The following is a 22,300-nucleotide window of genomic DNA, read 5'->3' on the forward strand; positions in this document are numbered from 1 at the left end:
GTTGAAACTGTGCAATTGCGAATTTTCACCGAACCCCAGCAAGGTGCGACCTACGATCAGCTGCTCGCCGTGGCGAAGGCGACCGAGGATCTCGGCTACGACGCCTTCTTCCGTTCCGACCACTACAGCGGCATGGGTGGCGACGGGTTGCCGGGCCCGTCCGACGCGTGGATCACGCTGGCGGGTCTCGCGCGTGAGACCTCGCGCATCCGCCTGGGCACGCTGGTCTCGTCGGCCACCTTCCGTCTCCCGGGCCCGTTCGCGATCGCGGTCGCCAACGTCGACCAGATGAGTGGCGGCCGAATCGAACTGGGGCTCGGGGCCGGCTGGTACGAGCCCGAGCACAAGGCCTACGGGATCCCGTTCCCGTCGATCAAGGAACGGTTCGATCGTCTCGAGGAGAGCTTCGAGATCATCACCGGCCTGTGGGGCACGCCTGAGGGCAGTCAGTTCGATTACCGCGGTGAGCATTTCCAGATCAGCAACTCCCCGGCACTCCCGAAGCCGGTGCAGAACCCGCGTCCGCCGATCATCGTCGGTGGCAGCGGAAAGAAGCGCACGCCGGCGTTGGCGGCGCGGTTCGCCGATGAGTTCAACGTGGTGTTCCAGCCCGTCGACGTCGCTCGCGAGTTGATCGGCAACGTGCGCGCGGCCTGTGCCACGGCAGGGCGTCGTCCCGAGACGATGACGTACTCGGGAGCTCTCGTCTTGTGTTGCGGCAGTACCGAAGCCGAGTTCCGGCGTCGCGCCGAGGCGATCGGCCGGGAACCGGACGAACTGCGCGAGAACGGCGCCGCGGGCACGCCGGACGAGGTCGCGGCCAAGATCGAGAGCTACCGCGAACTCGGTATCACCCGGATGTATCTCCAGACACTGGATCTCGACGACCTCGACCACCTCGACCTGGTGGCGTCGAAGGTGGCACCGCAGCTCGCCTGACAAGGTGGAACGGTCCCGCGCCAAGACCGTGATGGCAGCTTCACGCGGAGGCCGGGCTCAGATCAGCGCGGCAGCGCGCTCCTGATGTGCAGCGAGTGTGAACTCGCGGGGGCACAGTGCACTGGCGCCGTCCACGGCGAGATCGCGCGCGATCCGGCCGAACGTGGGTGCCAGCTTGAAGCCGTGGCCGGACAGTCCTGCGACGGCCACGATGCTGCCCGTCGGGTCCCGGTCGACGATCGGGACCCGATCGACGGTGAACATCTCGTGGTGCGCGGTGAGGCGGACCGGCTCGGGGTTCATGTCCGGGAAGAAGTCGGTCACCTGCGCGGCGAGGTGGGCGCCGAAATCGTCGGGCAGATCGGGCAGTTCGGCGAGCGTCGGGGCGGACGGCAGGTCGAGGTGGCCGGGGCTGACCTTGACGCTGTATCCGTCGAGCGACGGCGCACCGAAGAAGTGCACGTCGCCGATGTCGCGCATGAACACCGGGAACCGCTCGGGCAGGTACCGGCCGATGTCGGTGGGCATGAACCACGAGAGCGCGAGGCGCTGCACGTGGACCAGGTCGCGGACGCCGGGCAACAGCTCCGTCGCCCACGACCCGGTCGTCACGATGGCGGTCCGGGCCCGCACGACGCCCTGGGCCGTGCGGATGGTGACGCCGTTGTCACCGGGTTCGACCGCCTCGACCGCACAGTGGTAACGCATGCGGACTCCGTTGGCCTCGGCGAGCCGCAGTGCGCTCAACACCGCGACCTCGGGACGCAGCCCTGCGCCCTGGGGATCGAGGATGCCCACGTCCGAGTCGTGGACGTCGTGCTGCGGGTACTCTTTTCGCAGTTCCTCGGTGTCGAGGTATCGGTGGGGGAGTCCGAAGGTGTCGATCGTCTCCCTGGTCGCGACCATCTCCGGCTGCGTCTCGGGGCCGATGCTCAACGCACCGACCTGCAGCAGGATCTCGGTGCCGGCCTCCTGTTCGAGCTCGAGCCACTGGTGACGGGCGTCGGTCAGCAGCGGGAGGTAGAGGCCGCCCTCCTTGTAGGCCATCCGGAACAGCCGGGACTCGCCGGCGAAGGAGCCGAGTCCGTGTGCGCGGCCGTACTGTTCGATGCCGAGGACCGACAGCCCGGGCACCTTCGAGAGGTGCCACAGGGCCATCGCGCCGACGCTGCCGGCGCCGATGACGGCGACGTCGACGAGTTCTTCGGGGGTCGATGCCGAGGTCATGCCAGCACCGGGGTGTTCCAGAGGTTCAGCGAAGTGCCGATACCGAGGGTGCGGGCACGCTCGTACACGCGGGTCGCCCACGCGACGTCCTCGACCGGCATGCCGCCGATGGAGAAGATGACGATCTGATCGGGGTCGCGCTCGGTGCCGCCCGAGGCGAGGATGCGGCCGATGTCCTCAATGCGTTCCTCGGCGAGCTTGCCCTCGTGCACGCGGTCGGTGAAGAAGCAGCCCACGATCGGGATCGAGGCGTAGGTGGGGTAGGGGAACTCGTCGGCCCAGGCCTCGTAGAGCCCGAGGTTGTCGACGACGAGGCGCACGTCGTCGGAGATCAGGTCGTCGTCGAGGCTGACCGACGACGGCATGGCGAGGTAGGCGCCGGGCTTGACCCATTCGCGCTTGAGAACGGGGTAGTTCTCCGGCGACCCGCCACTGGTGGTGCAGTAGGTCACGATGTCGGAGTCGCGCACCGCGGCCTCGTTGGTGTCGACGAATTCCACACGGATCTGCGGGAATTCGCGCTCCATCCACTCGCGGAAGATGTTGAGTCCGCGCTCGCTGCGGCCCTTCACCTTCACCAGTTCGATCCCCGGCCGGGCGACGACGAACGACTGCAGCGCGGTGCGCGCCATCACGCCCGGGCCGACGATGCCGACGACCTTGGAGTCCTCGGGGGCGAAGAGGCGGGCTCCGACGCCGGGGATCGCGCCGGTGCGCATGGCCGACAGCAGGTTGGCCGACATCACCGCACGCGGGGCACCGGTCTCCACGTCGTTGAGGACGAACAGGTGGATCGAGCGGGGGAGGCCGGAGAGCTTGTTCTCGATGTTCGATCCGTACCACTTGACGCCCGCGGAGTGGAAGGCCCCGCCCAGGTAGGCGGGCATGGCCATGAAGCGGCGGTCCTCGGTGTGGCGGGGCATGCCCGGGAACTCGGGCTCCTCCGGGAAGGAGATCATCGATCCGTGGGAGTCGCTGTTCTTGCCGGCCATGCGGTAGTCGCCACGGCCGAGGAGGGCGAACATCTCCTCCATGGTGTCCACACAGGCGGCCATGTCGGTGACGCCGGCGGCCACCATGTCGGGCTCGGAGAGGTAGAGGAAGTCGATGGCGGTGTCGGTGGTGGTGGTCTCGACCGTGGTCTCAGTCATCGGGTGATCCCTTCGCGTGTCGTGGTGTGTGTGGTGTGGGTCAGGCGGACTGGACGACCACCGGGGTGCCGACCATCCAGCCGCCGTCGACGGTGAGGATCTCGCCGCAGATGTGGTCGGACAGCGGCGAGGCGAGGAACAGCACCGAGTCGGCGATCTGCTCCGAGGTCGCCCACCTGCCGTTGGGCGTCTGCCCCTCGAGCGCGGCCCGGATCTCCGGGGAGTAGAGGGAGGTCATGTCGGTCTCGACGAAGCCCGGCGCGACGCCGTTGACGTTGATTCCGTCTGCGGCGTAGTCGATCCCGGCCTGGCGGGTGAAGTTCACCATCGCCGCCTTGCTGGCGCAGTACGCGGCGAAGCCGGGGTTGGCGCGCAGCCCGCTGATCGAGGCGACGTTGACGATCTTGCCGCCGTTGCCGGCGTCGAGCATGGCCCGCAACGCCGCCCGGGTGCAGAAGAACGTCCCGTCGACGTTCACCGCGAACTGCTGCCGCCACACCTCGTCGGTGGTCTCGGTGGCGCTCCCGGCGAAGAGGACGCCGGCGTTGTTGACGAGGATGTCGATGCCGTGCTCGGCGGCGATCTCGCCGAACACCCGGTCCACCGCGGCGGAATCGGCGACGTCGAGCTCACGCGACTCCGCGGCGCCGCCCGCGCGGCGGATCTCGGCCGAACAGGACTCGTCGCCGGCCTTGAGATCGGAACGGTCGCAGATGATCACCGAGGCGCCGGCCTCGGCGAGGCGCAGCGCGCTGGCGCGTCCGATGCCGCGCGAACCGCCGGTGACGACGGCGGTCTTGCCGGTCAGGTCGATCACTTGGACTCTCCTTCGGTGACGTTGGACTCGTAGCGGTCCGCCCACGGCCGGACGGTGGAGAAGGCCTTGGCCGCCGCCAGGACGTCGGCATCCGCGCGGTGGCGGGCCGCGATCTGCAGGCCGACCGGGCGTCCGTCTTCGGTGAAGCCGGCGGGGACGGTGATGGCCGGCGAGGTGAGCATGTTGTACGGGTAGGTCAGCAGCCAGCCCAGGAGCTGGGTCTGCAGTGGCTCGTCGGCCAGCCACTCCGGGGCGAACTGGTCGAGCGGGAAGGCCGCTGACGCCAGCGTCGGCGAGACGAGCAGGTCGTAGTGCTCCATGAACTCGGTGAAGGTGTCGTACATCCGCGAGCGGAAGGCCTGGGCGCGGCCGACCTCCTCGGCGGTGAGGGTCTTGGACAGCTCGTGGATCTCGATCAGCTGGTCGTCGAGTTGACCGCTCAGCTCCTTCCAGTCCGGGAACAGGTCGTTGTCGGCGGCGAAGCCGGGCACCCAGATGCCTTCCCACATGGCCTGTTCCGGGTTGCCCCAGTTGGGGGTGGCCTCGGTGACCGTGGCGCCCAGCGTCTCGAATGCGGTGACCGCCTCGCGGCAGATCGCGGCGACCTCCGGGTCGACGTGGCCGACGTTGAGGTCCGGGGAGTACGCGACCCGCAGGCCGGACAGCGGCTTCTCGCCCTCGGTCCCGTCGAGTTCGGCGGCGTACGACTCGACCTCGCGGGGCAGGCTCATCGGATCGCTCGGATCGAATCCGGTCATGACGTCGAACATGAGCGCGGCGTCCTCGACGGTGCGGGTGATGGGGCCGTGGAATACCCAGGTCTCGAACTTGGTCTGCAGCAGGGCATGCGGGATGCGCCCGAGCGAGGGCTTGAGGCCCACGACCCCGCACATCGCCGACGGGATGCGGACAGAGCCGGCACCGTCGGCGCCCTCGGCGATCGGCACCAGGCCCGCGGCGACCGCGGCCGCCGAGCCCCCGGACGAACCGCCCGCGGTGTGACCGTGCTTGAACGGGTTGTGGGTGGGGCCGTAGAGGTGGCTGTCGGTGCCGCCGTAGTAACCGCCCTCGGGCGCGTTGGTCAGGCCGGTGAACAGGCCGCCCGCGGCCTTGAGTCGCGCGACGACGACGGCGTCCTCCTTGCCGATCTCGTCGGCGAACGGCGTCATCGAATGCGTGTTGGGCAGGCCGGCGACCTCGGTGAGGCACTTGATCGCGAACGGCGCGCCGTGGAGCGGTCCGAGCGGCTCGCCGGCGGCCTGCTTGGCGTCGAGTTCCCGGGCGTCGGCCAGGACCTGTTCCCGGTCGTAGTGGACGTATGCGTTGATCAGCGGGTTGATCGCCTCGATCCGCGCACAGGCGGCCTCGGCGACCTCGAGCGCGGTGAGCTCGCCGGCGGCGATCTTGGCCGCGATCTTGGTCGCGGACATCCATGCGTACTGGTCGGCGTCCATGGACTACTCCTGAATGGGTGAGGGGGAGGTGGGAATGGTTCGGCGCGAGTGTTTTTCGGCGCCCAACAAATGTCCGTCGAAACCATTACTGGTCCCCGATACCGTCGTAACGCGCAGGTTACGGAATGGAATGGTCTGCAACACAACTAAAGTGGGCACGACCGGAAAGGTCGTGCCCACTTGTCGTGTCGAGCAGGAGACGAGGAGGTCGGTGTCTCCTACTCGGCCGGGGACTGAGCAGTTGCGGCGGTGCTCACCCCGTCGCCGGTGGCGACGACCTCGATGTCGTCGGTCCGGCTGGCCCGCAGTGCGGCGAGGGCGGACTCGCCCTTGGCTGCCGCGAACATCTCCTCGACGTGTGCGCGGTCCTCCTCGGAGTGACCGGTGACCGCCGAGACGATCAGGAAGACCGCGAGGTTGACGGCGAGGCCGACGATGCCCGAGGTCAGGCTGCCCAGGGCGCGGATGTCGTCGTTGTAGACGCCGGTCAGCGCCGCGGCGATGACGAAGCCGCTGACCATGCCCCAGATCGCGCCGTACTTGTTGCCGCCCTTCCAGAAGATGCCGAGGAACAGCGGCACCGACAACTGGATGATGCCCTGGTAGGAGATCTGGGCGAGCAGCTGGAGACGGTCGAAGTTGAACGTCGCGAAGGCGATGACGCCGGCCAGGAGCATGTAGACCACCATGCTCGCCTTGGCGATCACGGTCAGCTGGTGGTCGGACAGCGGACGCCGGACCAGGGTGGCGACGATGTCGTTGGAGACCTGCAGGCCGGCCACCTGGACGCTGGCGTCGGTGTGACCCATCTGCGCGGCGAAGACGATGACCACCGCAAGCCCCAGCATCCACGTGCCGCCCCACTGGTCCAGCAGGGTGAACCAGGCGCCCTGCGGGTTCTCCATGACCTCGGGGATGTTGACCGCGGCGAGACCGACCAGCATCAGGATGGTGTAGAAGGTCGCCGAGATGAGAATCGTTGCGAGCGTGCCCTTCTTAACCGTGCGCACGCTCGAGGCGGTGTAGATGCGCTGGAAGCTGGTGGGCCAGCTCAGCGATCCGATGACGCCGGTGAAGACGAGTGCGAAGATGTACCACGGTCCGTACTTGTCGCCGCCGCCCGGGAGCACCAGGAATTTGTCGCCGATCGCCTGCAGGTCGCCCCAGCTGATCGGGCTGCCCATCGCGCCGGTCAGCATGATGACGCCGACGAGACCTGCGACGATGTAGGCGACGAATCCCTGGAACATGTCGGTCATTATCAGGCCGCGCATACCCATCTGGACGGTCCAAAACTGGCGGATGAGGATTACCCCGAGGCCCACGCACAGGGACGCGATGACCGACCAGGCGCCGCCACTCGCGATCTCGAACAGGGTTCCCAGTGCTTGCATACCCAGGACGACCCATGGGAACAGTGAGATCACGCCGATGGCGCTGGCGATGACGCGGACAGCGTCGGAACGGTAGCGGACACGCATCAAGTCGGGCTGGGTGCGCAGGTCGTAGACCTTTCCCCAGCGCCATGCGCGGGTCGCCATGAGGTACATGAACGCGACGCCGAGTGTGGAGTACGCCAGTGCGTACATGCCGAAGACGCCGGCGCCTGCGGCGAGGCCGAAGAACGCGATGAAGGTCGAACCGGGCCACCACGAATTCACATATGACATCGCGACGAACCAGGTGCCGTATGCGCGGCCACCGACCGAGTACTCCTCGAAGGTCGGATTCGATTTCTGTTTGGTGGCGTAGAGAATTCCCACCACAATCGCGTAGAAGACTAGAAGCATTCCGAGCATGATCACCATCAGTCGTCGCCCTCCCCGCGGATGTTCTCCACGATGTACAACGCGGTCAGGCTGGCGCCGACCAGGGCAGCGTTGACGATCCAGTACATGACCGCCCACGGGATACCGAAGATCACTGGGCTCTTGACGCCGCTGGCGCTCAGGTATAGCGGGGGGAACAGTGCCATCAACAGAGCGAATCCGTAGATGACGCCGAATGTGGTGTTGATTACCTTGCGATCCAGGCTCTTTATGAACTGAGTCAAGGAATCGGCTCCTTTCCTTGAGGTCGATCGCCCAGCGGCAGACCGGGGTCGGGCGCGGCGACGAGTGTCGAAGTGGCTCGGTTGCACCAAGAAGGTTCAGTCCGAACTTGATACGTAGGGAAGTGATCTGCGTACCGCTGTCGGTGTGTGCAGCCAAAGCATGCGAGTGGACCATTACTGGTCACGTTTCGGGTCGTAACGGACCTGTTACGCGTCGGCCGTGACCTCGCGCTGGGTGTCGTGATGGCCCATTTCCAGGCGGTGCTGCAATCTATGGGCGCCCGGCTCCTGACCATCGCCCGGGTGTGCCGGCACGTGCAGGACCGTCCGGTCTGCGCGAAAGTAGTCGACGGACATCTCCACCGGCTCGCCGAACTGGTCGTAGGTGTTGCGGGTGACCTTGAGCAGGGGCGTACCCACTTCGACGGCCAGCGCCGCTGCGACACGCGGTGACGCACACACGACGCGGATCTGCTCGTCGGCCGTGGTGGGGCGTACGCCGTAGTGTTCGACCAGCAGTTCGTAAAGTGATCCGATCAGGGAGCGTTCGAGCAGTTGGGGAAAACGCGTGGCCGAGACCCGGAACGACTCGAGAGACAACGAATCCCCGTCGGCGAAGCGAATTCGTACGATGGCCGCGATCAGATCGTCGGAGTCGATGTCGAAGTAGTGCCGCTCTTCCTCTGTGGGGTGTTCGTAGGACGCGGAGAGCAGGCGGGTGCCCGACTCGAAACCCTGGGAACGCAGCATCTGCGGCACGCCGACGACGGTCCCGAGTGGGCGCTCGACACGCCGGCCCTCGGCCGGGTCGACCTCGTCGACGAATGTGTTGTCGGGCTGTGACTGTGCCGCGGTGAGATACGCGCCACCGGTACGGCCGCGCTTGCGGTGGACGATGCCTTCATCCTCGAGTTCGGCGAGAGCGCGACGCACCGACGACCGAGACACGTTCAGCCGTTCTGCGAGTTCACGTTCAGCGGGCAGCTTGGTGAACCCGCGGCGTGCCAGGTCGTCGGCAAGGCGGGAAATGGTGGCAAAGGTCTCTTCGTAGGTCACTGCTCACCGTGCTCTATAGATCGGGGAATGGTTGCTCCGCGCGCTGGCCCCGCAGACTCGTGACCCGCGCGAGCGGCGTGTCTTGTCAAGACTCGCACCGAATCTCGCGTCATGCGAACCCAGGAAATGCAGAATTTACGTTTGGGCCAGGGACCAGAAATGGTTCGGATGCAACCTTTACGCATGCCTCAGCAGACGCAGGTTCCCGTTCTGGGATCGACAATTGAGCAGCTCCGCGGCGGATTCGCCGATGGAAGCACCACACCGTCCGACGCGCTGGAACTGACAATCGCGCACCTGGAAACGGTCCATCCGGCGATCAACGCCATTGCCGCCACCGACTTCGACGTAGCACGGGAGGCCGCTGAGGCGGCAACCCGACGGTGGGAGGACGGCCGGTCACTGGGCCCATTGGACGGGGTCCCGGTCACGGTCAAGGACAGCGTGAACGCGGTCGGACTGCCGTGGCGACATGGCACAAAGCCGAACGATGGACGCCCGGGCGCGGACGTCGACGCCCCGCCGTCGGCACGCCTGCGAGAGGCCGGGGCGGTGATCGTGGGCAAGACAACGATGCCCGATTTCGGCATGCTCGCCTCCGGTGTGTCCTCGCTTTACGGCATCGTGCGCAATCCCTGGGATCTCTCCATGACGCCCGGCGGGTCGAGCTCGGGTGCCGGGGCGTCGCTCGCCGCGGGCCTCACCTGGGGTGCGATCGGCACCGACATCGCGGGCTCGGTGCGTCTGCCCGCGGCCCATTGCGGCATCGTCGCCATCAAACCCACCCAGGGCCGTATCCCGCATCTCGCGCCGAGCACTGTGCGCAGCGCGGGTCCGATGGGCCGGACGGTCGCCGACGTCACCGAGCTGTTCGGTGTGGTCGGACGGTTCGACGCGCGGGACTCTTTGGCACTCGCCGACGAAACCGATTGTGACGAGTCGGTTCTGCCATTGGATGCGGTCAACGGACTGCGGGTCGGCGTCCTGTCGGACATGGGATATGGATTCCCGGCCGACGAGCCGACGTTACGGACGCTACGGGCGGCCGCCCAGACGCTGGCCGAGGGTGGTTGCGAGATCATCGAGCTGCCGGCGCCCTTCGCGCCGGGCGTCTACGACGCCCTCGACACGTTGTACGTGGTGCGTGCCCGCGCCGAGCTGGAATCACATGGCGATCGCGGTGGGTACGTACTACCCGGACTGGTGCGCTGGATCGAGGCCGCGGGCCCGCTCAGCGCGACCGATTACGAACGCGCCTTGGGTCGCGTGACGACTGACCAAATGGCTTTCGCGGCCTTGCAGCGCGACGTCGACGTCGTGCTGTCGCCGGTGCTGCCGTCGGCGGCATTCCCGGCCGAGCACCTCGGCATGAACCAGGACCGACCGCTGGAGCACTGCAGCTTCACCGCGTGGTTCAACCAGACCGGGCAGCCGGCGGTGTCGATGCCGTTCGGCGAGGACAACGGGCACCCGGTCGCGATCCAGATCGCCGGACCGCGGTACGCGGACCGTCGCGTCCTCGCGCTGGCCGGCTGGCTCGAGGCCCGTCGTGGCAAGGAGCCCGATTGGCCGCTGGAACCGCGCGCGACGCCGGGAACCGTGTGGAAGGAGGCGAAATGACCACGAAGCTCGAACTCTCCGGAGGGCGGGTTCTGTCCGACCGGATGGATGGGACACCGACCATGGCCAGCCCCAGCTGGTGGGGTGCGGACACGTTGCGAATCCGCGGTCGGCTCGATGACGTGGCGGTCCACGTCCGCCGTTACACCGACGCCGCGCGGTCCTATGTGAACGTGCCCGCGGCGGTGGCCGCCACCGAGACCGCGGGCGCCGCCGGGCTGGGGCCGGCGGTCGTGTCCTCAGATGTCGCATCCGGCGAGCTTGTGCTGGCCGACCTGACCGAGACACATCGCACGGCAACCCTCGCCGACGGCAACACGGCGGAGTTCGTCCACAGCTATTTCGAGATCCGTTCTCGCGTCGGTGACCTCAAGCCCACTGTGGTCCGAGAGGCCACCGTCTTCGACGACATCCGCGAACTCGGCTTCCGGCTCGGCGAAGCGGGCGCCCCCGTCCCTGCCGAACTGACCTACTTCCGGCGTGTCCTCGACGACGCCGAGAAGCGCATCAAAGCAACCGATTTCGATCGCGAGCTCCGACACGGCGACGGGAACCTGTCGAACGTGATGGTTTCTCGAACCGACGGTTCGCTGCTTCTGCTCGACTGGGACCTCGCCGCGATGATCGATCCGTTCCAGGACTTGGGTGTTGCACTGGTCGAGCTCGCCGAGGATGAAACGCACGCACGTGAGCTCTTCGAGGTCGCGTACGGCAGCTTCGACGAGGCGCTGTTGGCCCGGTGCCTGTTCTACGGGTACGCCGACCACGTGCGTCAGGGCATGTTGGGGATGCTGGTCGACGCCCTCGACCCAGGCTCCTTCGAGTATTCGAAATTCGGTGACTGGCAGTTGCTGCGAGCACGGTTGGCGTTGTCGGGTACCCGATCTGGTGAACTGCTGAGGAGGATTGACCAATGAAGACGCTATCCGACGAGCACGAAGCCGCCGGGGTGTTGCGGGGCGGGGCACGAACCTCGGCCGAACGCGCGGTGGAGTCCGCACTGGACCCGGTGGCGGCTTGGGTCGGCCGTACGATCCGGTATCAGCCCGTACACGGCGGGCTGCAGAACGAGAACTGGCGCCTTGACGTGGAGGGGGAGGACACGCCGTACTTCCTAAAGATTCCGGGCGCCGGCTCAGATGCATTCATCGACCGCGGAAACGCCCATCACGCGGCTGAACAGGCCAGTGCCCTTGGGATCAGTCCGAAGATCGCCCACTTCGACCCGTCGACGGGTATCGAGATCATCGAGTTCCTCGAAGACTACCGCGCGTGCACCAACGGCGACATGAAGCGTCCGGAGATCGCCAGTGAGATCATTCGGTTGTACCGGGCCTTCAACAGCATCGAACCGTTGCCTTGTACCAAGACGATCCTCGACATGATTGTCGAACACCACGATCAGGCACTGGAACTCGGAACTCGGTTACCGCACTTCTGGCCCCAGCTGAAGATCGAGTACTTCTCGGCACGGGACGCGTTGCTGGCCGGTGGGATCGACATGGCGCCGTGCCACAACGATCCGATGCCCGGCAACTTTCTGATCGCCGAAGGCAAACCGATGCGCCTGATCGACTTCGAGTTCTCGTCGAACAACGAACGGGCTTACGAACTCGCCGTCATGACCACCGAGTTCTTCTTCGATGACGTCCGAACCGCCGAGTGCGTCGAGGAATTCTATGGCTCCGCGACGACCGAAACCATTGCACGCGTACAAGTGTGCGGATTCCTCGCCGACATAAAGTGGGGGCTGTGGGCGATTGTTTACGCCCAGCTCAACGAGTCCTGGGACTACGACTACCAGAAGTACGGCGTGTGGAAACTCCGGCGCGCGCTCTCACGCACAGCTGATCAACGGTGGGGTGCCTGGATCGGCAACATCTGACGAATCCTCGTCGTCTCACCGCACACCTGGTCGATCCGCAACGCAGTCGGTCCGGTGTTCTACCAAGAAAGGCCGCTCAATGGGCACCTCTTCGATCCTGGACGGAAACCGTTTCGACACCGAGAGTCTCGGTGCACTGGCCCCTGCTGCGCGGGCGCTCGTCGAGCGTAGGATAAACACCCTGGGTACCAGCTACCGCCTCTTCTACCGGAACCCCGTACAGGCCGTTCGCGGACTCGGCACGCGGCTCTACGATGCCGAGGGACGTGAGTACCTCGATGCCTACAACAACGTCGCCAGTGTCGGCCACTGCAATCCCGCGGTTGTGGAGGCCGTGACCAAGCAGCTGAGCACGCTCGCGACACACTCCCGTTATCTGCAGGACGGCATCGTCGAATACTCCGAACGGTTGTTGCAGACCTTGCCGGAGTCCCTGAACAGGGTCATGTACACCAACTCCGGCTCGGAGGCGAACGACCTCGCGCTACGGGTGGCCCGCCACTACACCGGCGGCACCGGGATCGTCGTCACCTCTGAGGCCTACCACGGCACCACGGCGTCATGCGCCGAGGTGTCACCCTCGGACGGCAGTGGGGGCCTGCCCGCCCACGTCATCGCCGTCGATCCACCGAATTCGTACCGGCACGAGGAGAATTCTTCGGTCGCCGAGGCGTTCGCCGCCCGGGTGACCAGAGCGTTCGAGACCCTTCGCGAGCGCGGCCACGAGCCGGCGGCACTACTCGTCGACAGCATCTTCTCCTCGGACGGGGTCTTTCCCGTCGACGGCGCGCTGCAGGCCGCATTCGCTGCAGCGCGTGCCTTCGGAGCACTGGTGATCGCCGACGAGGTGCAACCGGGGTTCGCCCGGGTCGGGACATCGTTCTGGGGATTTGCCCGTGACAACGCAGTCCCCGATCTGGTCACACTCGGCAAGCCGATGGGCAACGGTGTCCCGGTGGCCGGCATGGTGGCCAACACCGAGATACTCGACGCTTTCGGGCGGGATGTTCCGTATTTCAACACCTTCGGCGGATCAAGTGTGCCGGTGGCGGCGGCCGCCGCGGTTCTGAGGGAGATCCGGGAACGCCGTTTGTTCGAGAACGCCGAGAGCATCGGTGCGATCGTACGGGCCGGATTGGAGGAGCTGGCCTCTGACTTTCCGCAGGTCGGTGACATCCGCAGTGCTGGACTCTATTTTGGTGTAGAGCTGGTGGCAGATCCGGAGACCAGGGAACCGGGCACGGCGTTCGCCGCGGACCTGATCAACGCATGTCGCGAAGGTGGTCTGCTCATCTCCGTGTGCGGCCCGACGAGCAGCACGCTGAAGATCCGTCCCATGCTGACGTACACGGTTGCAGACGCCGAGCTTCTCGTCGAGCGGCTCGGTGCCGCGCTGAACGTGGCCACACGCTTGGCGAAGGCGGGCGTCGCATGAGCCGGAAACCCGCAGCCGTCCTGTGGGACATGGACGGAACGATCCTGGACACCGAGGAGTACTACAACGATTCGGCGAGGGGTATTCTCCACGCCCATGACGTCGCCTGGACCGACGAGATCGAGTTGGCACTCAACGGAGGCAGTCTTCCCGATATGGCACAGGTCCTCATCGACGCGGGCGCCGAACTGACGGTCGACGAGATCGTGCGCCGGTTCATCCTCGATGTGTCGGCCCGACTCCGGGGAAAGTTGCCGTGGAAGCCGGGCGCAGAGTCGATGCTCCGCGGATTGAGGGCCGAGGGTACCCCGACCGCGTTGGTGACGATGTCACCCCGGGTGCTGGCCGAGATGGTCGTGTCCGCGATGTCCTTCGACGCGTTCGATATCGTCGTGACCGCGGACGACGTCGAACGGGCCAAGCCGGCCCCAGACGCGTATGAACTCGCGGCAGCGAAGCTGGGCGTCGACATCCGTGAGTGCATCGCGGTGGAAGACTCGCGCCCCGGGATCGCTGCTGCCGTGGCCTCGGGAGCGCGCGTGGTCGGCGTGCCGCTGGAACACCTTGTTCTCGAGGATTACGAATTCACCCGGTGGGACGGCCTCGCCGGCCGCACTGTCCAGCAGATGTTCCGTGTCTGAGATTGCGACCCGCTCAACCTGACGACCAGCGCACGCCGGCGTGCATCTCCCAGAACAGGATCTCGGCTCCGCCGGGACTGTGCACGGAGATCTCGCCGGCGGTTCGCGTGCGAACGGCATCACCCTCGCCGAGGGTCGTGCCGTCGAGTTCGACGCTCCCTCGTGCGACGTACAGGTGACCGTAGGGTGCGTCGGGCAGCGTCACCGTCTTTCCGGCGGGCATCCGTGCCACATGTAGGGCGGCGGCGGAGTTGTTGATCGTCACCGGCGTCGTCGTCGCGTCGCGGGACAGTCCGGAGGCGACCACCACGAGTTCGCCGGTCGCCAGCGCACCGGAGACGTCGGCCTCGGCGTATCCGGGTTCGAGGTCGGCCTCGTCGGGTGCGACCCACATCTGGACGACGCGCAGGTCGGTGCCGTCGAGGCGGCCGGTGGCGTTGCCCTCGCTGTGGGCGATCCCGCGACCGGCCGTCATGCGTTGCACCACTCCGGGTTTCAGGATTCCGTCGTTGCCCGTGGAATCGCGGTGGCGCAGTGCTCCTTCGAGAACCCATGTGACGATCTCGGCATCGCGGTGCTGATGGCGGTCGAGCCCCTCGCCCGCGTCGACCCGATCGTCGTTGTGCACGAGCAGGACTCCGTGGGCGTTGGCGGCGAGGTCGAAGTTGCCCGTCGCCGGGAAGGACTGCCAGGACTCGAGCCACTCGTTGCGCCAGTGGTGACGCTCGTCAGCCCGGATGATGGTGAGCGGCATCAGGTCTCCTGATCTCTCGGGTGGGTGGCGTCGAGATGGGTGGCGAGTTTTTCCATCACCGCACGCAGTTCGCGTCCATCGGAGGGTCGCAATGCGGAGAAGAACAACCCGTCGACGCACCGACCGTGGTCGTGGGCGGCTTCGCGGAAAGCGGCACGCCCGGCGTCGGTGAGGACCGCGTAGCTACCACGCCGGTCCTCGGCGGCGCGTTCGCGCTGCAGCCAACCGCGTTTGACCATCGCGTCGACCTGGTAGGACAGACGCGACGTGGAGAACACCATGCGGTGCGACAGGTCTCGCATCCGCAGTCGGCCGCCCTCGCTCTCGTGCAGGATGAGCAGCATGCTGTAGTCGGCGAGACTCATCCCGGCGGTGGCACGTAGGTCGTCGTCGAGCATGGTCTGCAGCCGCGCGGCGGTCTCGATGAAGACGCGCCACGCGGCCTGCAGATCGTCGGACCCGGCGGGGGAGTGTCGGGCCATGGATCAGCGAACGGTGTGCGGCATCAGCGCATCCGGCGGGATGACACCGAGTCGGCCGGCTTGATAGTCCTCGATCGCCTCGACGAGTTGCTGCTTGGTGTTCATGACGAACGGACCGTACTGGAACACACGCTCGCGGATCGGACGGCCGCCGAGCAGCAGGACCTCCAGCGCGGGACGGTTGCTGTCCTGCGAACCGTCGGCGGCCACGGTGATCCGGTCACCCTTGCCGAGGACCGCGAGCGATCCCTGTTCGATCGGGCGACCCTCCGCGCCGACCCGCCCACGCCCGGACAGCACGTAGACCAGCGCGTTGAACTCGGGATTCCACGGAATCGACACCCCCGCACCCGGTTGCACCGTGGCGTGGGCCAGGGTGATAGGTGTGTGCGTCGATCCCGGCCCGCGGTGGCCGTCGATCTCGCCGGCGATGATCCGGATCAGCGACCCGGCGTCCGGGGAGGTCACCAGGCCCACCTGACCGCCCTCGAGATTCTGGTAGTTGGGCGGGAGGAACTTGTCCTTGGCGGGCAGGTTCACCCACAGCTGGATGCCGTGGAACAGCCCGCCCGACTCGACCAGCTCGGCCGGTGGGGTCTCGATGTGGAGGATGCCGGACCCGGCCGTCATCCATTGCGTCGCACCGTCTTCGATGAGGCCGCCGCCCCCGGCGGAGTCCTGGTGGGCGAAGCGGCCGTCGATCATGTAGGTCACGGTCTCGAAGCCGCGATGCGGGTGCCAGGAGGTGCCCCGCGGTTCGCCGGGTTCGTAGTCGACCTCGCCCATCTGGTCCATGTGGATGAAGGGATCGAGGTCGGCGGCGGAGACGCCGGCGAAGGCGCGCACCACCGGGAACCCTTCTCCTTCGTATCCGCGCGGTCCGCGCGTGACCGAGCGGACGGGTCGTTCGATGGCGTCGACCCCGGGCGAGGACAGGCGCGCCAGAGTCAAGGTGTCGGCGGAGACGGCAGGCATCAGGTGCTCCTTCGTTCGTTAGTCGCTCAAATTTGAGCAACTCTGTGTGCCTCAACCGTCGAGGGCGCCGGACTATTCCTCACGCGTTCGCTCGCCCGGTGGGCGACCGGTGGGCGATAATCCAGCCCATGGTCGACACCTCGTCATCGAAGCCGCCCGAGCGTCAGCGCATCAAGAAGCTGGCCCAGGCCGCATTCAATGCCGACGTGACGGTCGAGCAGCTGGAGGGGATTCTCGCCGATATGGGCGAGACCCTGGAGGGCCTCGGCCCGACGATGGGGAATCTCGACGCGACGATCGAGAAGCTGGATGCGACTCTCGTGCGGATGTCGGGAACACTCGACAAGGTGGATACCACCGTCGGCCGGATGTCCGATGTCGTGGCGCGTCTCGAGCGGGTCGTCGCCCGGGTCGAGGTGCTGGTGGGGATCGGCGAGGCCGCGCTTCGTCCGCTCGGAGTGCTCGAGTCAGCGGGCAAGTCGGTCGCGGCGCGATTGGGCCTCCACTGATCCGCGTTCGTGTGAGCAGGGCGCCAGAGCAGGAAACGAGAGAGCAGGGAATGACACCGAAAGAGCACAGTTTCCGCGGACCGCACGGCCAGACCATCGTCTACGACGTGCACCGGCCCGAGGGCGATCCGCGCGGCGTCGTGGTGATCGCCCACGGACTCGCCGAACACGGTCGACGGTACGGTCACGTCGCCAAGCGCCTCGTGGCCGCGGGTTATCTGGTGGCGATTCCCGACCACATCGGTCACGGACGGTCCGGCGGCAAGCGGATGCGCCTGCGCCGTTTCGGCGAGTTCACCGGCGACCTCGACACCGTCATCGCCCACGTCTCCGACGACGCTCTCCCGACGTTCCTCATCGGCCACAGCATGGGCGGCTGTATCGCGCTCGACTACGCACTCGACCATCAGGAGAAGCTCGACGGTCTCATCCTGTCGGGTGCCGCGGTGCTGCCGGGGAACGACCTGTCTCCGCTCGCGGTCAAGGTCGCGCCGGTCCTCGGGCGGATCGCACCGGGACTGCCGACCACCGCGCTGAGTTCGTCGAGCATCTCCCGCGATCCGGCCGTCGTCGCGGCCTACGACGCCGATCCGCTCGTCTCGCGCGGAAAGATCCCGGCCGGGCTGGGCGGGGCGATGATCGCCACGATGCAGTCGTTCCCCGCGCGACTGCCGTCACTGCAGCTGCCGGTGCTCGTGATGCACGGCGGCGCCGACGCCCTCACCGATCCCAAGGGCAGCGAACTCGTCGAACGGCTCGCGGGTTCGGAGGACAAGACGCTGGTCATCTACGACGACCTGTTCCACGAGATCTTCAACGAACCCGAGCAGGACGTGGTCCTCGACGAGGTCGTGAGCTGGTTGGAGCGGCACTCGCCCGCTGCGTCGTAGAGCTTCCACCGGTCAGGTCAGGCGGACGACGACGCCGGCGAGAAGCACCAGCACGCCGCCGATCTCACCCACGATCAGCGCGAGCATGAACAGATACGTCCCCGGCATCGGCTTCTCGAACTGATTCGTGGTGTCGCGCAGAGCGCCGCGGATGCAGTACGCGGCGATCGCGGCGACGAAGAACACGATCGGCACCGCGGCGGCCACGAGGTTGACCACCACTCCGAACGCGCTCAGCTCAACGAGTGCGGCGAGGACGAGGGTCGCGAACGAATACATCAGCGCCGCACGATGAGCGATGTCGACGTAGATGTGCGCGGCGTGCTCGGGCGACGTGCGGATTCCGTGGTACTTCCACACGCCCAGCGCCAGACCCCAGACCAGGATCAGCCCGGACGCGATCACCACGGCGATGGTGTCGGTGCCGACGAGGTCGGCGAGATCGGAGGAGTTCACCTCGTAAACCTAACCGCTGCGGTCGGTATCGACGCGGACTGACAGATGAGTCAGCAATAGGTATCGCTCAGCGATACCTATTGCTAGCGATACCTATTGCTGATTCTCTTGCCGGAGCAGGCTTACCGAACCTGCGTGGTGGTGGTCGTCGTCGACGATGCGGGCTGCTCCGAGACCGGCGGCGCCGACGGTGCGAGCTGCGGTCCGGAGGGGCCCGTCGTGGCGGCGGATTCCTCTGCAGGGGCGGCGGATTCGGCCGCTGCCGACTCGGGTGCAGCGGGCACGGAGGCCGACACGTCATCGCTCGACGGCGCAGCAGACTCCGATGCCTCGGACGGGGCAGCCGATTCCGACGACGACGGGGTCTCCGACGACGCGGAGGCGGCGTCGGTCGATTCCATGGCGGCCAGGATCGAGGCGTCGAGGGCGGGGGAGGCCGCGGCGGCCTGCTTCACGGCCATGGTGACCTTCGCGGGTGCCTCGGGATCGGGGCTGCCCGACGCCGACACGACCGTCGTCTTCGCGGTGACCGGCGGGTTGTTGCGCAGCGCCTCGAGGACGTGACCCTTTCCGTCGCCGAGAGCACGACCCCAGTTCTCCCAGGTGTGGCCGCCGTAGTTGGGCAGCGAGATCACCGACGCGCCGGACTGCTTGGCCTGCAGCTGCATCAGCACGGTCGACACCGCCGACAGGATCTCCAGCGCGATCGCCGAGATCTGATCCTGCGGGGCGAGCTTCGCCAGCTCGGACGGGGTGAGGAAACCGTTGCCCGACGAGATGACCAGCACCTGACCGTTCTCCGCGAGCTTGCCGACGTTCTTCGACGGGTCGTTGTCGGTCCAGCGGGTGCCGCCCGGCTTGCCCCACATGTTGACGATGCCGCTGACGTAGTTCGACACCAGGCTCTGCGTCGCGAAGACGCCGAGGGCGCCGATCGGGTTGTCGGTCTGGTAGTAACCCGACATCGCCTGGACGACCTTGAACTGCTCGGGGTGCCGCTCGGCGAGCGTCACCGCGGGGCCGCCCGACATCGACAATCCGACGATCGCGTTGTTGTTGCGGGCGACGCCGAATTGCTCCTCCAGGTACGCGGGGAGCTCGGAGGTCAGGAAGGTCTCCTGCTTGATGATGGTGTTGTTGCTGCCTGCGCCACCGTCCCCGTCGGTGTAGAACGACGACGCGCCGCCGACCGGCATGACCAGCGTTGTGTCGGCCTTGGCGTCGTAGACACGGGCGGCCTGGACGTCGGTGGTCCACGCCGAGCGGGTCTCGCTGGCGCGCATGCCGTCGAGCAGGTAGACGCCGCTGTCGCTGCCGCTGGAGGCGCGGATCTGGACGATCACGTGACGTTGCTGGGATTCCGACCACACCTTGCAGTTCTGCACGAAATATCCGGAGGAGTCCCAGGTGCAGCCCGGGCGCAACTTCTCCGGATGCCCGCGCAGGGCGCTGGCGGTGTTCGACGAGTCGAACAGCGTGCTCGCCCCGAACAGGCCGAGCGTGAGGATGGCGACGACCGAGATACCGGTCAACACCCGCCGGCGCGGCGAGAGACGACGGGGCTTCGGGCTGGGGGCCTCGGAACCGGGGGCCTCGGAAGGGCTGGCCTGGGATGAGTGCGACATAGAGCTCCTGACATACGTGGCCACCCGAAGATCGCGTCGGTGCCGATGTCAAGAATGTCGTTCGACGACCCGACCGGCGTTACGCCGGCTCTGTTCAGCCTGCTGCCTTCGCTGTTCGGATGGCGACCTCGGCCGTCTGCTCGGGGCGTTCCCACCAGAACATGTGCCCGACGCCGGCCCACCTTTCGAGGGAGGCGTCGGGGATGGCCGCGGCGAGCCGTTCGCCCTCGGCGACGCCGATGACGTCGTCGACGTCGCCGTGGATGACGGTCGTGGGGACGTCGATGGCGGCCAGCCGATCGCGGGTGTCGTGGCCCGCACAGGCCGCTGCCTGGGCAGCGACCACCGCCGACGGCACCTTGCGCAGTGTGGAGAACTTCGTGAACTTCTCGAATGCGCCGTCATCGGAACAGAATCCGGGGGACAGGTTGACCTCGAACGCGGTGCGGGCGACGCGCGCGGCGTCGCGGGAGGCGATGGCCTCGACCAGGCGCAGCGCGCCTGAGGTGCCGATCGCGCCCGGACCGCCCGCGGTGGTGCAGCCGAGGACCAGGCTGCGCACACGGTCGGCGTGGCCGAGGGTCAGCTCTTGGGCGATCATGCCGCCCATCGACGTGCCCAGGACGTGCGCGGTGTCCCAGCCGAGGCCGTCGAGGACACCACGCGCGTCGTCGGCGAGGTCGGCGATGGTGAACGAACCCTCCGCGCGGCTGCTCCCGCCGATGCCGCGATGGTCGTAGACGGCGACCTGGAAATGCGGGGTCAGTCGGTCGAGGAGTTCGGCGGTCCACATCTCCCGGTGTGCGGACATGCCCGCGATGAGCAGAAGCGGCTCGCCGGTGCCGGTCACCTCGACGTCGAGGACGGTGGTCGAGTCGGGGTGGGTGGGGATCAGCATGAAGGCCGATCGTACTCACGGCGCCTGCGACGCGTGGGCGTCGTGCGATAAACACACGCGATCAATCCCGGGAATCTGTGTCCTTGTCCTCGCCGGATACGGAGCTAGCCTCGCCCACATGTACGCAACCGGCTTCGAGCGGCCCACCGGTACCCGGCCGAGCCCGTCGTCGATGCTGCGCGATGCAGGCGGGACCTACCTGGCGAACGGCCTGATCGGACTGATCTTTGCCGCGTCGGGACCGGTGGCGGTGATCCTCGCGGCGGGTGCGGCGGGCGATCTCACCACAGCGCAGCTGTCGTCGTGGATCTTCGGGGTCTTCGTGCTCAACGGCATCCTGACGGTGGTTGCCAGCTGGGTGTATCAGATGCCGCTGGGGTTCGCGTGGACGATCCCCGGCACGGTGCTCGTCGGTTCGGCTTCGGCGCACCTGAGGTGGGCAGAGGTCGTCGGTGCGTTTCTCCTGACCGGCCTGCTGATCGTCCTGGTGGGTCTGACCGGGCGTGTGCGACAGGCGATGTCGGCGATACCGATGCCCATCGTGATGGGCATGGTCGCCGGAGTGTTCCTGCAGTTCGGCCTCGACGTCGTGGGCGCGGTCGGGACCGACCCCTGGGTCGCGGTACCGATCGTGGTGGCCTTCTTCGCGCTCCAGTGCCATCAGACGGTGAGCCGGCGGGTCCCGCCGATCATCGGCGCGTTCGTGGTGGGTGCCATCGCGGTCGTCGCGACCGGGTCCTTTCACATCGACACCCCGGCGTCGTCGATCGTGGCGGTGCCGGTCTTCACGGTCCCGGAGTTCACCGTCCGGGCAGCGATGGAACTGGTGGTGCCGCTCGCCATCACCGTGATCGTCGTACAGAACGGACAAGGGGTCGCGGTGCTGCGCGGCGCCGGACACCGTCCGCCGGTCAACGTGATCACCGTGGCGAGCGGGTTGTGGTCGGCACTCGCGGCGTCTGTCGGGGCCATCTCGTCGTGCCTGACCGGCCCCACCAATGCCTTGCTGGTGGCGGGCGGCCGTCGCGACCGTCAGTACATCGCGGCACTGACCTTCGGTGTTCTCGCGATCGTGATCGGTGTGTTCGCGCCGGTGTTCGTCACGCTCATGCAGGCGATGCCGGCCGCGTTCATCGCGACGGTTGGCGGTCTGGCGCTCCTCGGTGCGCTGCAGGGAGCGTTCCGCGGGGCATTCGGCTCTCGGTTCACGATGGGCGCGCTGTTGACCTTCCTGGTCTCGGTGTCGGACCTGACGGTCCTGAACATCGGTTCGGCCTTCTGGGGGCTCGTCGCCGGGATGGCGGTGTCCTGGGTCGTGGAGCGCAACGACTTCCGCGCCGAGGACCCGGTCTGAGCACCGACGGACGCGGCACCGACAGACGGAAACCGGCGGGCACATGTGGATGTGCCCGCCGGACCTGAGAGAGGATGTG

General features: G+C 67.0%; 22 protein-coding genes. 9 read left to right on the forward strand and 13 right to left on the reverse strand.

Translation table 11 applies throughout. The annotated features are described in order from the left end of the window. Window positions 1-9: 9 nt before the first annotated feature. A complete protein-coding gene (locus GOALK_RS04705; RefSeq protein WP_006357659.1) occupies window positions 10-939 on the forward strand; it encodes an LLM class F420-dependent oxidoreductase in 930 nt (309 codons plus the stop codon). A gap of 57 nt (window positions 940-996) precedes the next feature. Here the strand turns inward: GOALK_RS04705 and solA are convergent, their stop codons facing one another. The 7 genes from solA to GOALK_RS04740 all read right to left on the reverse strand — a co-directional run bounded on the left by solA (window position 997) and on the right by GOALK_RS04740 (window position 8,697). Beyond that, a complete protein-coding gene (gene solA, locus GOALK_RS04710) occupies window positions 997-2,166 on the reverse strand; it encodes an N-methyl-L-tryptophan oxidase (RefSeq protein WP_006357660.1) in 1,170 nt (389 codons plus the stop codon). Further along, window positions 2,163-3,317, reverse strand: a complete 1,155-nt coding sequence (locus GOALK_RS04715) for a tyramine oxidase subunit B (protein WP_006357661.1) — start codon at window positions 3,315-3,317, stop codon at window positions 2,163-2,165. Before GOALK_RS04715 ends, solA begins: the two co-directional genes overlap by 4 nt. 40 nt (window positions 3,318-3,357) lie before the next feature. Then, window positions 3,358-4,134, reverse strand: a complete 777-nt coding sequence (locus tag GOALK_RS04720) for an SDR family NAD(P)-dependent oxidoreductase (RefSeq protein ID WP_006357662.1) — start codon at window positions 4,132-4,134, stop codon at window positions 3,358-3,360. Beyond that, window positions 4,131-5,588: an amidase gene (locus GOALK_RS04725; RefSeq protein WP_006357663.1), complete on the reverse strand. Its 1,458-nt coding sequence runs from the start codon at window positions 5,586-5,588 to the stop codon at window positions 4,131-4,133. Before GOALK_RS04725 ends, GOALK_RS04720 begins: the two co-directional genes overlap by 4 nt. 218 nt (window positions 5,589-5,806) lie before the next feature. Continuing rightward, on the reverse strand, window positions 5,807-7,396 hold the full coding sequence (locus GOALK_RS04730) for a sodium:solute symporter family protein (protein WP_006357664.1): 1,590 nt from the start codon (window positions 7,394-7,396) through the stop codon (window positions 5,807-5,809). Continuing rightward, window positions 7,396-7,641: a hypothetical protein gene (locus GOALK_RS04735; protein ID WP_006357665.1), complete on the reverse strand. Its 246-nt coding sequence runs from the start codon at window positions 7,639-7,641 to the stop codon at window positions 7,396-7,398. The genes GOALK_RS04730 and GOALK_RS04735 overlap by 1 nt, the downstream gene beginning before the upstream one ends. Before the next feature lie 207 nt (window positions 7,642-7,848). Next, entirely contained in the window at window positions 7,849-8,697 is an 849-nt protein-coding gene (locus GOALK_RS04740) for a GntR family transcriptional regulator (RefSeq protein ID WP_006357666.1), read from the reverse strand. Window positions 8,698-8,880: 183 nt separating this feature from the next. Here GOALK_RS04740 and GOALK_RS04745 point away from each other — a divergent pair, with 183 nt between their 5' ends. The 5 genes from GOALK_RS04745 (at window position 8,881) to GOALK_RS04765 (ending at window position 14,278) form a co-directional block, all read left to right on the forward strand. Further along, window positions 8,881-10,317 (forward strand): amidase family protein, encoded by a 1,437-nt coding sequence (locus GOALK_RS04745; RefSeq protein WP_006357667.1) that lies wholly within the window; start codon window positions 8,881-8,883, stop codon window positions 10,315-10,317. Then, window positions 10,314-11,234 carry a phosphotransferase gene (locus GOALK_RS04750; RefSeq protein WP_006357668.1) on the forward strand — a complete coding sequence of 307 codons (921 nt, stop codon included), beginning with the start codon at window positions 10,314-10,316 and terminating at the stop codon, window positions 11,232-11,234. Before GOALK_RS04745 ends, GOALK_RS04750 begins: the two co-directional genes overlap by 4 nt. Continuing rightward, the gene (locus GOALK_RS04755; protein WP_006357669.1) at window positions 11,231-12,202 is read left to right on the forward strand and encodes a choline kinase family protein; all 972 of its coding nucleotides are present in this window, start codon (window positions 11,231-11,233) and stop codon (window positions 12,200-12,202) included. Before GOALK_RS04750 ends, GOALK_RS04755 begins: the two co-directional genes overlap by 4 nt. A gap of 79 nt (window positions 12,203-12,281) precedes the next feature. Further along, window positions 12,282-13,637, forward strand: a complete 1,356-nt coding sequence (locus tag GOALK_RS04760; RefSeq protein ID WP_006357670.1) for an aspartate aminotransferase family protein — start codon at window positions 12,282-12,284, stop codon at window positions 13,635-13,637. Next, on the forward strand, window positions 13,634-14,278 hold the full coding sequence (locus GOALK_RS04765; RefSeq protein WP_006357671.1) for an HAD family hydrolase: 645 nt from the start codon (window positions 13,634-13,636) through the stop codon (window positions 14,276-14,278). The genes GOALK_RS04760 and GOALK_RS04765 overlap by 4 nt, the downstream gene beginning before the upstream one ends. 13 nt (window positions 14,279-14,291) lie before the next feature. On the opposite strand, the gene GOALK_RS04770 is transcribed toward GOALK_RS04765, so the two are convergent. Genes GOALK_RS04770 through GOALK_RS04780 form a run of 3 tightly spaced genes read right to left on the reverse strand, consistent with a single transcriptional unit; the run spans window position 14,292 to window position 16,489 of the window. Continuing rightward, a complete protein-coding gene (locus GOALK_RS04770) occupies window positions 14,292-15,032 on the reverse strand; it encodes a pirin family protein (protein WP_006357672.1) in 741 nt (246 codons plus the stop codon). Then, window positions 15,032-15,514: a MarR family winged helix-turn-helix transcriptional regulator gene (locus tag GOALK_RS04775; protein ID WP_006357673.1), complete on the reverse strand. Its 483-nt coding sequence runs from the start codon at window positions 15,512-15,514 to the stop codon at window positions 15,032-15,034. The genes GOALK_RS04770 and GOALK_RS04775 overlap by 1 nt, the downstream gene beginning before the upstream one ends. A gap of 3 nt (window positions 15,515-15,517) precedes the next feature. Continuing rightward, the gene (locus GOALK_RS04780; protein WP_005195624.1) at window positions 15,518-16,489 is read right to left on the reverse strand and encodes a pirin family protein; all 972 of its coding nucleotides are present in this window, start codon (window positions 16,487-16,489) and stop codon (window positions 15,518-15,520) included. 128 nt (window positions 16,490-16,617) lie between these two features. Between GOALK_RS04780 and GOALK_RS04785 the strand changes: the two genes are divergently transcribed. Beyond that, complete coding sequence (locus GOALK_RS04785; RefSeq protein ID WP_005195626.1) at window positions 16,618-16,998, forward strand: hypothetical protein; 381 nt, start codon at window positions 16,618-16,620, stop codon at window positions 16,996-16,998. A gap of 50 nt (window positions 16,999-17,048) precedes the next feature. Beyond that, complete coding sequence (locus GOALK_RS04790; protein WP_006357674.1) at window positions 17,049-17,888, forward strand: alpha/beta hydrolase; 840 nt, start codon at window positions 17,049-17,051, stop codon at window positions 17,886-17,888. A 12-nt stretch (window positions 17,889-17,900) separates the two neighbouring features. Here the strand turns inward: GOALK_RS04790 and GOALK_RS04795 are convergent, their stop codons facing one another. From GOALK_RS04795 to GOALK_RS04805, 3 genes are all read right to left on the reverse strand, one after another. Further along, window positions 17,901-18,344, reverse strand: coding sequence for a hypothetical protein (locus GOALK_RS04795; RefSeq protein ID WP_006357675.1), 444 nt, complete (start codon window positions 18,342-18,344; stop codon window positions 17,901-17,903). A gap of 122 nt (window positions 18,345-18,466) precedes the next feature. After that, the gene (locus tag GOALK_RS04800; RefSeq protein ID WP_006357676.1) at window positions 18,467-19,969 is read right to left on the reverse strand and encodes an alpha/beta hydrolase; all 1,503 of its coding nucleotides are present in this window, start codon (window positions 19,967-19,969) and stop codon (window positions 18,467-18,469) included. Window positions 19,970-20,063: 94 nt separating this feature from the next. Beyond that, on the reverse strand, window positions 20,064-20,867 hold the full coding sequence (locus GOALK_RS04805; protein ID WP_006357677.1) for an alpha/beta fold hydrolase: 804 nt from the start codon (window positions 20,865-20,867) through the stop codon (window positions 20,064-20,066). Window positions 20,868-20,985: 118 nt separating this feature from the next. Here GOALK_RS04805 and GOALK_RS04810 point away from each other — a divergent pair, with 118 nt between their 5' ends. Next, window positions 20,986-22,221 carry a benzoate/H(+) symporter BenE family transporter gene (locus GOALK_RS04810; protein WP_006357678.1) on the forward strand — a complete coding sequence of 412 codons (1,236 nt, stop codon included), beginning with the start codon at window positions 20,986-20,988 and terminating at the stop codon, window positions 22,219-22,221. Window positions 22,222-22,300: the final 79 nt, after the last annotated feature.

It is taken from the genome of Gordonia alkanivorans NBRC 16433 (assembly GCF_000225505.1).
In the GTDB taxonomy this organism is placed as follows: domain Bacteria; phylum Actinomycetota; class Actinomycetes; order Mycobacteriales; family Mycobacteriaceae; genus Gordonia; species Gordonia alkanivorans.

Bases quoted from the DNA above. Each gene is read 5' to 3' on its own strand.
- GOALK_RS04810 (WP_006357678.1), top strand. From the start codon at position 20,986: ATGTACGCAACCGGCTTCGAGCGGCCCACCGGTACCCGGCCGAGCCCG.
- solA (WP_006357660.1), bottom strand. From the start codon at position 2,166: ATGACCTCGGCATCGACCCCCGAAGAACTCGTCGACGTCGCCGTCATC.
- GOALK_RS04715 (WP_006357661.1), bottom strand. From the start codon at position 3,317: ATGACTGAGACCACGGTCGAGACCACCACCACCGACACCGCCATCGAC.
- GOALK_RS04785 (WP_005195626.1), top strand. From the start codon at position 16,618: ATGGTCGACACCTCGTCATCGAAGCCGCCCGAGCGTCAGCGCATCAAG.
- GOALK_RS04750 (WP_006357668.1), top strand. From the start codon at position 10,314: ATGACCACGAAGCTCGAACTCTCCGGAGGGCGGGTTCTGTCCGACCGG.
- GOALK_RS04805 (WP_006357677.1), bottom strand. From the start codon at position 20,867: ATGCTGATCCCCACCCACCCCGACTCGACCACCGTCCTCGACGTCGAG.
- GOALK_RS04770 (WP_006357672.1), bottom strand. From the start codon at position 15,032: ATGCCGCTCACCATCATCCGGGCTGACGAGCGTCACCACTGGCGCAAC.
- GOALK_RS04765 (WP_006357671.1), top strand. From the start codon at position 13,634: ATGAGCCGGAAACCCGCAGCCGTCCTGTGGGACATGGACGGAACGATC.
- GOALK_RS04760 (WP_006357670.1), top strand. From the start codon at position 12,282: ATGGGCACCTCTTCGATCCTGGACGGAAACCGTTTCGACACCGAGAGT.
- GOALK_RS04745 (WP_006357667.1), top strand. From the start codon at position 8,881: ATGCCTCAGCAGACGCAGGTTCCCGTTCTGGGATCGACAATTGAGCAG.
- GOALK_RS04800 (WP_006357676.1), bottom strand. From the start codon at position 19,969: ATGTCGCACTCATCCCAGGCCAGCCCTTCCGAGGCCCCCGGTTCCGAG.
- GOALK_RS04790 (WP_006357674.1), top strand. From the start codon at position 17,049: ATGACACCGAAAGAGCACAGTTTCCGCGGACCGCACGGCCAGACCATC.
- GOALK_RS04725 (WP_006357663.1), bottom strand. From the start codon at position 5,588: ATGGACGCCGACCAGTACGCATGGATGTCCGCGACCAAGATCGCGGCC.
- GOALK_RS04755 (WP_006357669.1), top strand. From the start codon at position 11,231: ATGAAGACGCTATCCGACGAGCACGAAGCCGCCGGGGTGTTGCGGGGC.
- GOALK_RS04780 (WP_005195624.1), bottom strand. From the start codon at position 16,489: ATGCCTGCCGTCTCCGCCGACACCTTGACTCTGGCGCGCCTGTCCTCG.
- GOALK_RS04775 (WP_006357673.1), bottom strand. From the start codon at position 15,514: ATGGCCCGACACTCCCCCGCCGGGTCCGACGATCTGCAGGCCGCGTGG.
- GOALK_RS04730 (WP_006357664.1), bottom strand. From the start codon at position 7,396: ATGGTGATCATGCTCGGAATGCTTCTAGTCTTCTACGCGATTGTGGTG.